Consider the following 14043-nt stretch of genomic DNA (forward strand, 5'->3'; position numbering starts at 1 on the left):
ATCTAGTGCCCTGCCATATGCTGGCCGATGGTGTTGCGATCGGTATCCTCGATCCGGCTCACATAGGTGATGGTCCCCCCGCTCATCACCGCGACCCGGTCGGACAGTTCCAGAATCTCATCGAGGTCCTCGCTGACCAGCAGCACCGCGGCGCCGCGATTGCGCTGTTCCATGATCTGGCTGCGGATTTCCGAGACCGAGGCGAAATCGAGCCCGAAGCAGGGATTGGCGACGATCAGCACGTCGACATCGCCGGAGAGTTCGCGCGCCAGCACGGCGCGCTGCACATTGCCGCCCGACAGGGTTTCGATCGGCGCATCGGGCGAGGTGGTCTTGACGCGGTAGCGGGCGATCAGGTCCTCGGCCTTCTTGCGCATCGGGCCGGGCGACATCCACCAGCCGAAGCGGGCGACGGGGGGCTTGTCGAAGCCGCGAAAGGCGATGTTTTCGGCCACACTCATCTTGGGTGCCGTGGCATTCTTCAGCGGCTCCTCTGGCAGGCCGAACACCTTGAATTTGTCGAAGGCGGCGCGCCTGGGAAAGAAGTTCTGGCCATGAATGCGGATGGCGCCATCGGACAGTGAGCGCTGGCCGGCGAGGGCCTCGACCAGCGCCGATTGGCCATTGCCGGAGACGCCGGCAATGCCGACGATTTCGCCGGCATTGACCTTGAGATTGACCGCCTCGATGACATTGGCGCCATCGACATCCTCGGCAAAGAGCCCGGCCAGTTCGAGCACTTCTCTGACCTCGTTGTGGACGCGGCGGGTTGCGCGTTCGCGCACTTCCGTGTCGCCGATCATCATCTGGCTCATCTCGGCAATGGTGGCCGATTGGGCATCGCCCGAGCCGGTGAAGCGGCCACGACGCAAGACGGTAAAGCCATCGCAGAAGGCCTTCACCTCGCGGAATTTGTGCGAGATCATCAGGACGGTGATTTCCTTGCGCGCGGCCATGTCGCCGAGCAGGCCCAGCATTTCGTCGGCCTCGCCCGGCGTCAGCACCGAGGTGGGTTCGTCCAGAATCATGAAGCGCTGGTCGAGATAGAGCAGCTTGAGGATTTCGAGCTTCTGCTTTTCGCCGGCCGAGAGCGAGCTGACCTGCGCATCGAGGGGCACCTTGAAGGGCATCTGCTCCATGAAGGCTTCGAGCGCCTGCTTTTCTTTTTTCCAGTCCATCACCGCAGGCGCATCGGCGCGCGAGATGACGAGGTTTTCCGCCGCGGAGAGGCAGGGGACCAGGGTGAACTGCTGATAGACCATGCCGATGCCATGGGCGCGGGCATCCCTGGGCGAGCGGATCGACACCTCCTTGCCGTCGAGCAGCACCTGGCCCTTGTCGGCCGAATAGAAGCCCATGATGGATTTGACCAGGGTCGACTTGCCGGCGCCGTTCTCACCCAGCAGCGCATGGAACGAGCCGGCCGGGATATCGATGCTGACATCATCGAGCGCCACCAGCGGCCCGAAGATCTTGGTCATGCCGATGGCCTTGAGCGAAGGCGCGCGGCCGGCGGCAAGGATGGGCGCGGCAGCGTTCATGGCAGCACCGCCAGCAGGTCAGCCGAATTGCTCACCGCCCCGAAGACGCCCCCCTGCATCTTGATCATGTCGATGGCGGCGAGGTGGTTTTCCACCTTGGTGGCGGCGCAGCAGTCCTCCAGCAGCAGGCATTCATAGCCGCGGTCATTGGCGTCGCGCATGGTGGTGTGGACGCAGACATCGGTGGTGACGCCGGTGAAGATGAGATTGCGGATATTCTTCATGCGCAGCACCAGCTCGAAATCGGTGGCGATGAAACTGCCTTTGCCGGGCTTGTCGATGATCGCTTCGCCGGCCAGCGGTTGCAGCTCGGGAATGATCTCCCAGCCGGGCTCGCCGCGCACCAGGATACGGCCGCAGGGCCCCTGGTCGCCGATGCCGGCGCCGATGCGCTGGCTCCGCCAGCGCTTGTTGGCGGGCAGGTCGCTCAGGTCCGGCTTGTGGCCTTCGCGGGTGTGGATGATGGGGTAGCCCTTGGCGCGCATGCCGGAGAGAACCGCCTGGATGGGGCTGATGGGTGCGCGGGTCAGGCTGATGTCATAGCCCATCGAGTCGACATAGCCACCGGGCGCGCAGAAATCGACCTGCATGTCGATGACGATGAGCGCCGTATTGTGCGGCCCCCAATTGCCGTCGAAGGGCCAGGGATAGGGATCGGCGCTGGTGATGGTTGTGCCGCCGGGGACCATGGCGTCGTCCACGCGTTCGTCACTCAAGCTCATGGTCAGCCTCATCGGTGCAAAGCCTCATTTGGTGATCGACAACTCGCCCGGCACCTCGCGCGCGGCGCCCTTGGAGCGGGCCGAGGCGATCATGATGAAGAGCGTGAGGATGTAGGGGGCGGCGTTGAAGAAGTAGTAGCCCTGCGAAATGCCCACCGATTGCAGCGAGGGGCCGATGGCGCCGGCGGCGCCGAACAGCAAAGCGGCCCAGATGCAGCGGATCGGGTCCCAGCGGGCGAAGATGACGAGGGCTACCGCCATCAGGCCCTGGCCTGATGAGAGCCCCTGGTTCCACGAGCCGGGATAGTAGAGCGACAGGAAAGCCCCGCCCACGCCGGCCAGGAAACCGCCGGCGGCTGTCGCGAGGAAGCGGACCCAATCGACCGACACGCCCATGGCCTTGGCCGAGGCGGCGCTGTCGCCGGTCATGCGCACGATGAGGCCCCAGCGCGTATTGGCGAAGGCCCAGCTCATGGCCACGGCGAGGATGATGCCGACAAAGAACAGCGGATTGACCTGCAACGCCTGCGCCAGCGCGGGATTGCCGGTCCAGTCGCCGAGGTGGATGGCATCGAGGCGCGGCGCAGAGGGCTGGATATAGGGCTTGCCGAAGAAGAAGGCGACGCCCGTGCCGAAGCTCATGATGGCGATGCCGACGGCGATATCGTTCACCTTGGGCAGCTTGCAGATATAGCCGTGCAGCGCACCCAGGATCAGCCCCGAGCCCCCGGCGGCGAGCACGCCGATCCAGGGATTGCCGGTGTGGAAGCTGATGGCATAGGCGACCATGGCGCCCAGCACGAGATTGCCCTCGAGCCCGAGATTGATGCGGCCGGATTTCTCGGTGAGGCATTCGCCCAAAGCCACGAACATGAAGGGGGTCGAGACGCGGATGGCGCCGCCCAGCATGGCGATGAGGACGGTGATGAAGGCACTTTCCATCATGTCCGGTCTCCCCTGGCTTCAGGCTGGAAGAACTTGATGCGCCCGTAAAGTGTGTCGCTGGCCAGCAGTACGACGAAGATGATGCCCTGCAGCACCAGCACAGTGGCGTCGGGCATGCCCATGCGGCGCTGCACGAGGCCCCCCGCCGCGGCGATGGCGCCGAAGATGATGGCGACGGGCACGATCATCAGCGGGTTATGGCGGGCGAGGAAGGCGACGAGAATGCCGGTAAAGCCATAGCCGGCCACCAGCGACGCATTGGCCTGGCCGTGGATGACGGTGACTTCGAAGAAGCCGGCAAGGCCGGCGCAGCATCCGGCAATGGCGCAGCAGGTGACGACAAGGAAGCCCACCGGCAGGCCCTGCGCCTTGGCGGCGCGGACATTGCCGCCCGTCATGCGCGCGGCAAAGCCAAAGGTGGTGCGGGACATCAGGATGTAGAGGATGATGGCGAGAACGACACCCGCCGCAAAGCCCCAATGTACATCGGTGCCGGGGATGGAGCCGATGCGATAGGCATCGCCAATGGGCATGGTGCTGGGCTTGTTGGCCGAAGCTGGATCGCGCAGCGCGCCTTCAACGAAGAAGTTCATGATGGCGATGGCGATATAACTCAGCAGCAGCGAGGAAATCGTCTCGTTGACCCCGCGATAGTGGCGCAGCCAGCCGGCCAGCCCGATCCAGAGACCACCCGCCGCCATTGATGTGATGGCCATGATGAGCCAGGCCACGGGTGCCGCAGCGCCTGATGTCACCAGCGGAATGGCAATAGCTGCCGCTGTGAAACCACCCAGCACCAGCGCCCCCTCTGCCCCGATCATGGTGAGCCCGATGCGGGCGGGTATGGCAAAGGCCAAGGCGGTCAGGATCAATGGCGCGGAACGCTGCAGCGACTGCTGGATGGAAAAGCTCGAGCCGAAGCCGCCGGTCCAGACCAGGGTGAAGAAATCGACCGGCGATTTGCCGATGACGAGGAGGAAGAGCGAGAAGATCAGGAACGAGCCCACCAGGGCAAAGACCGGCACGAACACGGATTCGGCGAGTTTTAGGGTACGCACATTGGGGGTGCGGGTCGTTGGAATCGGTCCGGCTGCTTCTGCGCTCATGAGGATACTCCGCTGTCCCCCTCCTGGCCTCCCCCCGAAGGGGGAGGAACGGTTCGGTTGACGTGGCGCCTGTCTGGCCCCGATCGGTCCCTCCCCCTTCAGGGGGAGGTTCGGTGGGGGCGCCGCTTGCGCCGGATTCCGATCAGGTAATTGACCCCACCACCCCTTCGAGCAGGTAGTTCATGCCGTCGAGCACCGGGTCGTAATTGTCCATCTCGCCTTCGATGACGACATTGCCGGCATTGTCCTTGAGCGGGCCGACATAGATGGGCTTGCTTGCCTTGAGGTCGGCAATGGCCGCGTCGGCTGCCGCGATGGCTTCGGGCGTGGCGCCGGCGCCATAGGGCGAGTTCTGCAGCATGTCATTGTGGTAGCCGCCGGCGACGAAATTGGGCAAAGGCTCGCCCTTGGCCAGGAGGTCGGCATACATCGCGTAGATGGTGCTCCACTTGTATTCGGCGCCGGTAATGAAGCCGTTGGGGGCAAGCGGGGCCTGGCTGGCATTGTGCCCGCAGGTCTTGACGCCACGACCCTCTGCCGTTTCCACGACCACCTTGGGACCATCGACATGGCAGGTGATAACGTCGCAACCGGCATCGATCAGCGCGTTGGTGGCCTCGGCCTCGCGCACCGGCATCGACCACTCGCCGGTGAAGATCACCTGCACGGTCGCGGCGGGATTGGTCTTCTTGGCGCCGAGCAGGAACGAGTTGATGTTGGACAGCACCGACGGGATCGGCTTGGCGGCGACGAAGCCGAGCTTGCCCGTCGGCGAGGACAGGCCGGCGGCGACGCCGTCCACATAGTGGCCCTGGTTGAGGTAGCAGAAATAGGAGCCGGCATTGGCCGGGTCGCCTTCCTTCCACAGCGGCGCCGCGTGGCGGAACTGCACGTCCGGGTATTTCTTGGCCAGCTCCACCACGAAGGGGCTGTAATAGCCGAACGAGGTGGCGAGGATCAGGTTGGCGCCATCGAGGTTGATCATCGATTCCATCGACTGGCTGACGGCGTCGGTTTCGGGAACGTTCTCTTCCTCGATGACGGTTACGCCCGGCACGGTCTTGAGGATTTCCATGGCCGTGGCATGCGCCTGGTTCCAGCCGAAATCATCGCGTGGGCCGACATAGACGGCACCCAGCACGATCGGGGATTGCGCCCGGGCCAGGCCCATGGGCAGCGCCGCCGCCGCAAGACCGGCAGCGCCGGCTTTGAGCAGTGAACGACGGGAAAGATTGAGTCGCGACATGTTTTGCTCCCTGCATCCGCCCGTAGCGAGCGGCTGCAAATCCCGTTGCAAGCCGCATGCCAAATGTCGCGTTGGAATGATTTGCAGCAAAATCAATAGATTAGCGCAAGCGACCCCATTTCGCTCGCGGGGTGGTTGCCTCAGATGCATACAATAATCTCACAAATGCTCAAAAAATAAGCAGAAGCGTGGCTATTGCATACAATACCTTTACGATGCCATTCTGCGCGAACTTGCTCAACGAGACCCCGCAATGCTGTCCACTATTCTCGACCTCTCCGCACTCAGCCAGTTCTACGCCCAGGGCGGGACGCCGCTCGACATGGTGGATGCGGTGCTGGCCCGCTGCGATGCCTGGCCCGACAAGGCAGTCTTCATCACGCCCGCCAGCGCCGGGCAGTTGCGTGCGGCGGCGCGCCAGTTGATGGAAAGCCACCCCGATCCGGCCAGTCTGCCGCTCTGGGGCATTCCGTTTGCCGTCAAGGACAATATCGATGTCGCCGGCTTCCCCACCACCGCGGCTTGCCCGGCCTTCGCCTATTCGCCCAGCGCGGACGCCGCCGTGGTTGCCCGCCTGCGCGCGGCCGGCGCCATCGTTATCGGCAAGACCAATCTCGACCAGTTCGCCACTGGCCTCAATGGCACGCGCTCGCCCCATGGCGCGCCGCGCTCGGTCTTCGATGCCAGCTATATTTCGGGCGGGTCCAGTTCCGGCTCGGCCGTGGCCGTGGCAGCAGGGCTGTGCAGCTTCGCGCTTGGCACCGACACCGCCGGTTCCGGCCGTGTCCCCGCCGCGCTCAACAACATTGTCGGCATCAAGCCGACTCTGGGCCTGCTGTCGACCTCGGGCGTCGTGCCAGCCTGCCGCACGCTCGATTGCGTCAGCATATTCGCCGCCAGCGTCGGCGACGGCACCGTCGTGCGGCAGGTCGCCGAAGGCTTCGATGCCGCCGATCCGTTCTCGCGGCGCGCCGAGCCGGTCGCGTTGCCCCGGCAGCGGCGCATCGGGGTCCTTGCGGGCAGCGAGCGCGAATTCTACGGCAATGCCGAGGTCGAGCGCCGCTACGATGCCGCCATTGCCGCGGCCCAACAGGGCGGCGCCACCATCGTGCCGATCGCCTACGCGCCGTTCCGCGCCGCCGCCGATCTCCTCTATGGCGGGCCCTGGGTCGCCGAGCGCCTGGCGGCAATCGCCGACTTCTTTGCTGGCAACGCGGCCGAGATGGATGCCACGGTCCGCTCCATCATCGGTGGCGCCCAGGGGCAGACCGCGGTCGATGCCTTCGCCGGGCGCTATCGTCTCGCCGCGCTCAGGCGCGAGACCGAGGCCACCTGGGCATCCGTCGACATGCTGCTGCTGCCCACGACGCCCACGACTTATACGGTCGCCGAGATCCAGGCCGAGCCGATCCTCCGCAACAGCCACCTTGGCCGCTATACCAATTTCGTCAATCTGTTCGATCTGGCCGCCATCGCCATCCCTGCCGGCTTCGATAGCGCCGACAGGCTGCCTGCGGGCGTCACGCTGGTGGGTCCCGCCTTCAGCGATGACGCGCTTGCCGCCTATGCGGCCGAGCTCCATGCGGCGATCGGACGGGGCGCTGGCAGGGACAAGTCTACAGCCGTCAAATCCACACTGCCGTCGCGCCCAGACGCAGGTTCGGTTCCGATCGTGGTCGTGGGCGCCCATCTCAGCGGCATGCCCCTCAATGGCGAACTGGTGGATCTGGGCGGGACGCTGCTCAAGCGCTGTCGCACGGCGGGCGATTATCGGCTGTTTGCCCTGCCCAACACCACCCCGCCAAAGCCGGGCCTGGTCCGCGCGCCCGGCTATGCCGGGGCCGGCATCGACGTCGAGGTCTGGCACCTGCCGGTCGCCGGCTTCGGCAGCTTCGTGTCGCGCATCCCCGCGCCCCTGGGCATCGGCAAGATCACGCTCGATGATGGCACCAGCGTCAGCGGCTTCCTCTGCGAACAGCACGCCATCGACCCCGCCGGGGAAGTAACCCGGTTCGGCGGCTGGCGCGCCTATGTCAACCGCGACACCGGTGCTGCTGACCGAGCTACCGTCGCAACGAGCAGATAGTCACATGCCATGTCATAGCGATGCCCATACTGGTCAAAAGCTTATACGACATCAATGAGTTGAAATGGTGCTGCCGGACAGGATTGAACTGTCGGCCTCCCCCTTACCAAGGGGGTGCTCTACCACTGAGCTACGGCAGCATGTCTTTGCGCGGCTTGGTGCCCGGCGCGACGGGGGCTCCTTTGCCATAGGCCCAACCTCGACGCAAGGCTAAAAAGCGCCTATCAACCGCCGAGGCTCCAACACGATTCCACTGCGAGCGATGACCAAATCCGAACAGGCTGCCTTGCGCGAGCAAAGATTGGCCGCAAAGCTGCGTGAGAACCTCAAGCGCCGGAAGGGGCAGGCCAAGGCGCGCGCCGATTCGGAGCGCCAGGCGCCAGACCCACAACCGCCACCCGGAACTGATACGGTCAATAAACCGTAAACCAGATTCGGGCGACTATCGACTAACTACAGGCAGAGCCATTCGGGCATGCCTTCATCGAGAACGGCGAGTCTGGCTTACGTGGCAACTAGGACTTGGCCTACCTCCAATCCAGGTAGCAGGGCATCATGCCCGCCATATAGGACAAGACTATGGACCGTATCCGTTTGATCGGTGGCAACGAACTCAATGGCGAAATCCCGATTTCGGGCGCCAAGAATGCCGCCTTGCCGCTGATGATCGCCTCACTGCTGTCAGACGAGCCGCTGGTGCTGCAGAACGTGCCGCGCCTCGCCGACGTCAAGCAGCTCGAGCGCATTCTCGAAAACCATGGCGTCGATATCGCCGTACATGGGCGCCGCCGCGGCGAGGACGAGGGCGTCGGCCAGCGCATGACCTTCCATGCCGCCGATATCGTCGACACCACCGCCCCCTATGAGCTCGTCTCCAAGATGCGCGCCAGCTTCTGGGTCATCGGCCCGCTGCTGGCCCGTTGCCACGAGGCCCGCGTCTCGCTGCCCGGTGGCTGCGCCATCGGCACCCGGCCGGTCGATCTTTTCCTCTTCGGCCTCAAGGAACTGGGCGCCGAGATCGATATCGACGAGGGCTATGTCGTCGCCAAGGCGCCCAAGGGCGGCCTCGTCGGTGCGCATATCAAGTTCCCCAAGGTCTCGGTCGGTGCCACCCACACCATCCTGATGGCGGCGACCCTGGCCAAGGGGACCACCATTATCGAGAATGCCGCCCAGGAACCCGAGATCACCAACGTCGCCGAGTGCCTCGTCGCCATGGGTGCAAAGATATCCGGCATCGGCACGCGCACCCTGACCGTCGAAGGCGTGGACAAGCTGCACGGCGCCACGGTGGATGTGATCCCCGATCGCATCGAAACCGGCACCTTCGCCATGGCAGCCGCCATGACCGGCGGCAATGTGCTGCTCAAGGGCGCCCGGCCGGAACACCTGCAGGCCGCCCTCGACGTCCTGGCCCGCACCGGCGTCGAGCTGACCGTCGAGCCCGGGGGGCTGCGTGTCCATCGCAACGGCAACGGCATTCTGCCGGTCGATGTCGAAACCGACCCGTTTCCTGGCTTCCCCACCGACCTCCAGGCCCAGTTCATGGCCCTGATGACCATGGCCAATGGCACCAGCCATATCCGTGAGACCATCTTCGAGAACCGCTACATGCATGTGGCCGAACTCGCCCGCTTCGGCGCCGATATCTCGGTCGATGGCCAGGTCGCCACCGTCCGCGGCAAGCCCCAGCTCAAGGGGGCCCAGGTGATGGCCACCGATCTGCGGGCCTCGGTGTCGCTGGTTATTGCCGGCCTCGCCGCCAAGGGCGAGACCGTGGTCAACCGCATCTACCACCTCGATCGCGGTTTCGAGCGCCTCGAAGACAAGCTCAGCCGCTGCGGCGCCGAAATCGAACGCGTGGCGGGCTAGCAGGCGGCCGAAGGCAAAATCGCTCCGGCGGAGCGATTTTAGCGTGCTAGGCCATGAGACCTATGGTCGAATGGCGGGGCCGATGCCGCCACACCCACCGCACTGCCCTCGGACTTGATCCGAGGGCCACTTTCAACCCGGTAAGCGACGAGTAGTCCTCGGGTATTGCCCACGCGACCTAATCCAGCGTCTGCCGATAGCGCAGCATGGCCAGCACCGAGATCACGCAGACGATCACCGCCAGCGCGGTGAATTCCCCTGTCAGGTCGCCGCTATCGGCGCCCTTGAGCATGACCGCGCGGACCAGCCGGATAAAATGCGTCGCCGGCACCGCCAGGCCCAGGCCCTGCGCCCAGTCCGGCATGCCGGCAAACGGGAACATGAAGCCACTCAGCAGGATCGACGGCAGGATGGTGAAAAAGCTCAGCTGCATCGCCTGCATCTGGTTGCGCGCCAGGGTCGAGATCAGGAAGCCCAGCGCCAGGTTGCCCAGGATGAAGAGGTTGAAGCCGATGAAGAAGGCCATGAACGTGCCCTCGAACGGCACGCCGAACACCACAAACGCCGCCACCAGGAACACCGCCGTCTGCACATAGCCCACCAGGACATAGGGCAGGATCTTCCCCAGCATCACTTCGAATGGCCTGACCGGCGTCGAGATCAGCATCTCCATCGTGCCGCGCTCGCGTTCCTTGACGATCGCCACCGCCGTGATCATCACCATGGTCATCGAGAGGATGATGGCCAGCAGCCCCGGCACGATATTGGTCGATGTCCTGCCTTCTGGATTGTATTCCCGGTGCACGATAACGCCGAACGGGGCAGGGGCCGCACCCACTGCCGCCACCGGCCCGGTCAGTGTCTGCGCCATGGCGCCATTGACGATCCCGCTCAGCGCCGCCGCCGCCCCGCCCACTGCTGACGGGTCTGCCGCATCCGCCGCCACCAGAATATCGGGCCGCAAGCCCCGCACCACGTCGCGCTCGAAATCGGCGGGGATGACCACAACGAAGTTGGCAATCCCCCGCCGCAGCGCGTCCTCACCCGCATCGGGTCCATGGACCACGCCCTGGAAATCGAAATATCCCGACGTTTCCATCCCCGACAGCACCGCGCGCACGATCGGTCCGTCATCATTGAGCTCCACCAGCGTCGGCAGGTGTCGTGGATCGGCATTGATGGCAAAGCCGAACAGCATCAGCTGCACGATGGGCAGGCCGATCATCATGGCAAAGGTGACGCGGTCGCGCCGCATCTGGATGAATTCCTTCATCAGCACAGCGGCAAAGCGGGAGAATGAGAAGGGGCTCATGCCGCGTCGCGGGCGAAATTATCCCGCGCCCCCGTCATCAGGTAGATGAACGCCTCTTCCAGCCCTGCAGGCATCAGGCTCCAGCGATGGACGCCGCGCGCCTCGAAGGCGCGGACGGTGGCCTCCAGCCCCGCCGCATCCACCCCCGACACATGCAATGTCGAGCCGAAGCGGGCGATCTGTGCCACGCCCTTCTGGCCTGCCAGCTCGGCCTCCAGCGCCGCCAGGTCCGGCCCTTCGGCACGCCAGGTGGTCAGCCCCACCATGGCGGGGATTTCCGCCGATTTCCCGTCGATCAGCTTCTTGCCATAGGCGATATAGGTGATGAAATCGCACTGCACGGCCTCGTCCATGTAATGGGTCGAGACCAGCACCGTGACGCCCGTCTTGCTCAGCCGGCGGATTTCGTCCCAGAAGTCGCGCCGTGCCTTGGGGTCGACGCCCGCCGTCGGCTCGTCGAGCAGCAGCAGTTGCGGGTCGTGGATCAGGCAGGCGGCCAGCGCCAGCCGCTGCTTCCAGCCACCCGACAGCGTTCCCGCCAATTGCCCCGCCCGATCGGCCAGCCCCAGATCCTCAAGCGCCGCCGTCACCCGCTTCCGGCGGTCCTTGACGCCATACATCCGCGCCACGAAGTCGAGATTCTCCCGGATGGAAAGATCCTCGTAGAGGCTGAATTTCTGCGTCATGTAGCCGACTTGCGTCTTGATCGCGGCGGCCTGCTTGCGCACGTCGAAACCCAGGCAGGTGCCCTCGCCGGCATCGGGCAGCAGCAATCCGCAGAGCATGCGGATGGTGGTGGTCTTGCCCGAGCCATTGGGGCCCAGAAAGCCATAGATCGCCCCGCGCGGCACTTCGATGTCGAAATGGTCGACCACCGTCTTGTCGCCAAACCGCTTGGTCAGCCCATGCACCGAAATGGCGTTGCCCTCGTTCACGGCGTCACCGTCACCGGCTGCCCGGGTCGCAGGTTGCCCGGCGCGTCGAGCTGCGCTTCCACCAGGTAGACCAGCCGCCCACGCTCCTCGCGCGAATAAATCACCGGCGGTGTCGTCTGCGGTTCGCTGGCAAGGCGGGTCACCACGGCGGTCATCGCCATGCAGCCGTCGCAACTCACGCTGACCGTCTGGCCCACCGCCAGCGCCGCCCGCTCCGCCTCCGGCACGAAGAACCGCGCCTCGAGCGCGCCTTCGGGCAGGATGGCGACGACAGGCGCACCGGCCATGGCGATTTCGCCTGCTGCGTAGAACAGCCGGTCCACCGTCCCGCCCACCGGTGCCCTGGTGTGCCGCTCTTCCAGGTCCAGCGCCACCCTTCCGGCATCCGCCTCCGCGGCCGCAAGATTTGCCTCGGCGGCGACCTGCTGTGCATCGCGCGCCGGCAGTTCCGCCACGTTGACCTGCGCCGTCAGCTGCGCCACCTGCGCTTCGGCCGCGGCGAGTGCCGCCCGGTCCTGCTCCACCCGCACCGAGGCGACGGTGCCGGCGGCCAGCAGCTTTTCGCTGCGCGCGAGATTGGATTGCGCCAGCGCCAGATCGGCCCGCGCCTTGCCGAGATTGGCGCGGATGACGTCGATTTCTTCCGAACGGCCGCCCGATTCCAGGTTCTGCAGCGTTGCCCGCGCCGCTTCCACCCGCGCCTCCGCCGCATCGAGCAGCGCCTGCTGTTGGCCGCTTTCGAGCGTGAACAGCAACTCGCCCGCGGCGATGGCCTGTCCCTCGGTCACCGCAATGCCGGCTATCCGCCCCGCACTGATCGGTGCCGCATAGACATAGTCGGCCTCGAGATACCCCGCATAGCCGGCATCTTCCGCAGCCCCGCCGGGCAGCATGGACATGAGGGCGGCCAGTACCCCGGCAAAGAACTCGTTCATGGCGTCGCCTCGCCGGGCTCGGCACAGATGCCATGAAACAGGATATCGAGGTGGTTGGCGACCAGTCCGTCGAGCCCCAGACCCTCGCCCTCCGGCTTGATGCCGAAGATCTCGGCCAGCGCTACATGAGCCAGCACCGGGCCGATGATCGAGCGCACCGTCAGGTCCGGATCGACCTTGCGCAGCTTGCCCGTCTCGACGCCCCGCCGGATCAGCCCGGTCAGCGCCGGCATGACCTTGCCCAGCACTTCCTTGCGATAAAGCTCGGCGATCGAGGGAAAGCTCATCACCTCCCGTAGGATCAGCCTGGGCACGGCGATCTTGTCGGGTTGCGCCAATTGCTGCACCAGCACGGTCAGCAGCATGGTGATCGGCAGTCGCGGATCGCCCTCGAACTGTTCTAGATCGGGCAGGGCCCGCACCGCGATCGGCGCCACCGCCCGCCGCACAATGCCCTCGATCAACGCCTCCTTCGAGGGAAAGTAGAGATAGACCGTCCCCTTGGACACGCCCGCCCGTTTGGCGACCTCCTCGACCTTTGCCGCCGCAAATCCCTTTTCCACGAACACCGCCAGCGCCGCATCCAGCACCTCATCAGGCCGTGCATCAGCGCGGCGGCGGAATTTTTTGGATGTGTCGGTCATGCGGAACGCTCCAGCCTCATCTTTATTAATAACTGACTGGTCAGTCAGTTGCAAGAGGCGTGGGTGGTCGGTAGGGTATTGGGAAGTGGGACTCGACCGCTCCCACGAGTGGAGCAAGAACCTCCCCCTCTGATGGGGGCAGGAGGGGGTGGGGCCACTTGCGCCAGTTGTCCTGATGCGACGGCGGCTTTGATGATGACGTCCGGCTGTAAGGTTTGGCCGCCCGGCAATTGCCTGGCGATCTACCAGTCGTCTCCCTCCCCTCAAGGGGGAGGTGGGTCCGGCGGATGTTGGAACACTCCCGCCACCTACAAATAGCTCTTCTCGTGCCTCGAACCGGGGCAATTGCTGGTTGAGGGCGTCAGTTCGTGGCCGTTTGAAGAAGCTGACTTATCCCCACCCACCAAAACCTGCCGCATACTCCTTCCATCTTCACGGCAGAGCCGGTCATGACGAGTGATGACCGTGGAGGCAGCCAGGGATGGGAGGTCGCTCCCATTGGGCGGGGGGAACTCGGCAGCTGCGCTTGCGACACAGCGTACCTGGCCCGGACCCGCGAAAATCCTGGCGTGGTGGCGAGGCAAAGGCCTCACTTCCTTTAACTACCACTTCGAGGCAGGAGCCTCGCCACCATAGCTCTCTGAGCGCCCCTTGGCGTCTCGACACCGAGCGAACCGAACCCATGACAACCGCAATCCA

General features: G+C 64.9%; 11 protein-coding genes and 1 tRNA gene. 2 read left to right on the top strand and 10 right to left on the bottom strand.

Annotated elements, in window-relative coordinates; genetic code table 11:
• Nucleotides 1-2: 2 nt before the first annotated feature.
• From IH615_RS12045 to IH615_RS12065, 5 genes are all read right to left on the bottom strand, one after another.
• Nucleotides 3-1541 carry an ABC transporter ATP-binding protein gene (locus IH615_RS12045; protein ID WP_291362118.1) on the bottom strand — a complete coding sequence of 513 codons (1539 nt, stop codon included), beginning with the start codon at nt 1539-1541 and terminating at the stop codon, nt 3-5.
• Entirely contained in the window at nt 1538-2230 is a 693-nt protein-coding gene (locus tag IH615_RS12050; RefSeq protein WP_291362154.1) for an isochorismatase family cysteine hydrolase, read from the bottom strand. The genes IH615_RS12045 and IH615_RS12050 overlap by 4 nt, the downstream gene beginning before the upstream one ends.
• Before the next feature lie 57 nt (nt 2231-2287).
• The gene (locus IH615_RS12055; RefSeq protein ID WP_291362119.1) at nt 2288-3208 is read right to left on the bottom strand and encodes an ABC transporter permease; all 921 of its coding nucleotides are present in this window, start codon (nt 3206-3208) and stop codon (nt 2288-2290) included.
• Nucleotides 3205-4314: an ABC transporter permease gene (locus IH615_RS12060; RefSeq protein ID WP_291362120.1), complete on the bottom strand. Its 1110-nt coding sequence runs from the start codon at nt 4312-4314 to the stop codon at nt 3205-3207. Before IH615_RS12060 ends, IH615_RS12055 begins: the two co-directional genes overlap by 4 nt.
• A 142-nt stretch (nt 4315-4456) precedes the next feature.
• Nucleotides 4457-5560, bottom strand: a complete 1104-nt coding sequence (locus IH615_RS12065; RefSeq protein ID WP_291362121.1) for a BMP family ABC transporter substrate-binding protein — start codon at nt 5558-5560, stop codon at nt 4457-4459.
• 253 nt (nt 5561-5813) lie between these two features.
• Between IH615_RS12065 and atzF the strand changes: the two genes are divergently transcribed.
• Entirely contained in the window at nt 5814-7646 is a 1833-nt protein-coding gene (gene atzF, locus IH615_RS12070; RefSeq protein ID WP_291362122.1) for an allophanate hydrolase, read from the top strand.
• A 65-nt stretch (nt 7647-7711) separates the two neighbouring features.
• Here the strand turns inward: atzF and IH615_RS12075 are convergent.
• Nucleotides 7712-7786 (bottom strand) — tRNA-Thr (locus IH615_RS12075).
• 439 nt (nt 7787-8225) lie between these two features.
• Here IH615_RS12075 and murA point away from each other — a divergent pair.
• Nucleotides 8226-9518 carry a UDP-N-acetylglucosamine 1-carboxyvinyltransferase gene (gene murA, locus IH615_RS12080; protein ID WP_291362123.1) on the top strand — a complete coding sequence of 431 codons (1293 nt, stop codon included), beginning with the start codon at nt 8226-8228 and terminating at the stop codon, nt 9516-9518.
• Between the two features lie 178 nt (nt 9519-9696).
• Here murA and IH615_RS12085 read toward each other — a convergent pair whose 3' ends face one another.
• Genes IH615_RS12085 through IH615_RS12100 form a run of 4 tightly spaced genes read right to left on the bottom strand, consistent with a single transcriptional unit; the run spans nt 9697 to nt 13344 of the window.
• The gene (locus tag IH615_RS12085) at nt 9697-10830 is read right to left on the bottom strand and encodes an ABC transporter permease (RefSeq protein ID WP_291362124.1); all 1134 of its coding nucleotides are present in this window, start codon (nt 10828-10830) and stop codon (nt 9697-9699) included.
• Nucleotides 10827-11765: an ABC transporter ATP-binding protein gene (locus IH615_RS12090; protein WP_291362125.1), complete on the bottom strand. Its 939-nt coding sequence runs from the start codon at nt 11763-11765 to the stop codon at nt 10827-10829. The genes IH615_RS12085 and IH615_RS12090 overlap by 4 nt, the downstream gene beginning before the upstream one ends.
• Entirely contained in the window at nt 11762-12700 is a 939-nt protein-coding gene (locus tag IH615_RS12095) for an HlyD family efflux transporter periplasmic adaptor subunit (protein WP_291362126.1), read from the bottom strand. The genes IH615_RS12090 and IH615_RS12095 overlap by 4 nt, the downstream gene beginning before the upstream one ends.
• Entirely contained in the window at nt 12697-13344 is a 648-nt protein-coding gene (locus tag IH615_RS12100; RefSeq protein WP_291362127.1) for a TetR/AcrR family transcriptional regulator, read from the bottom strand. Before IH615_RS12100 ends, IH615_RS12095 begins: the two co-directional genes overlap by 4 nt.
• Nucleotides 13345-14043: the final 699 nt, after the last annotated feature.

The sequence above is a fragment of the Devosia sp. genome (assembly GCF_014860165.1).
GTDB lineage: Bacteria > Pseudomonadota > Alphaproteobacteria > Rhizobiales > Devosiaceae > Devosia.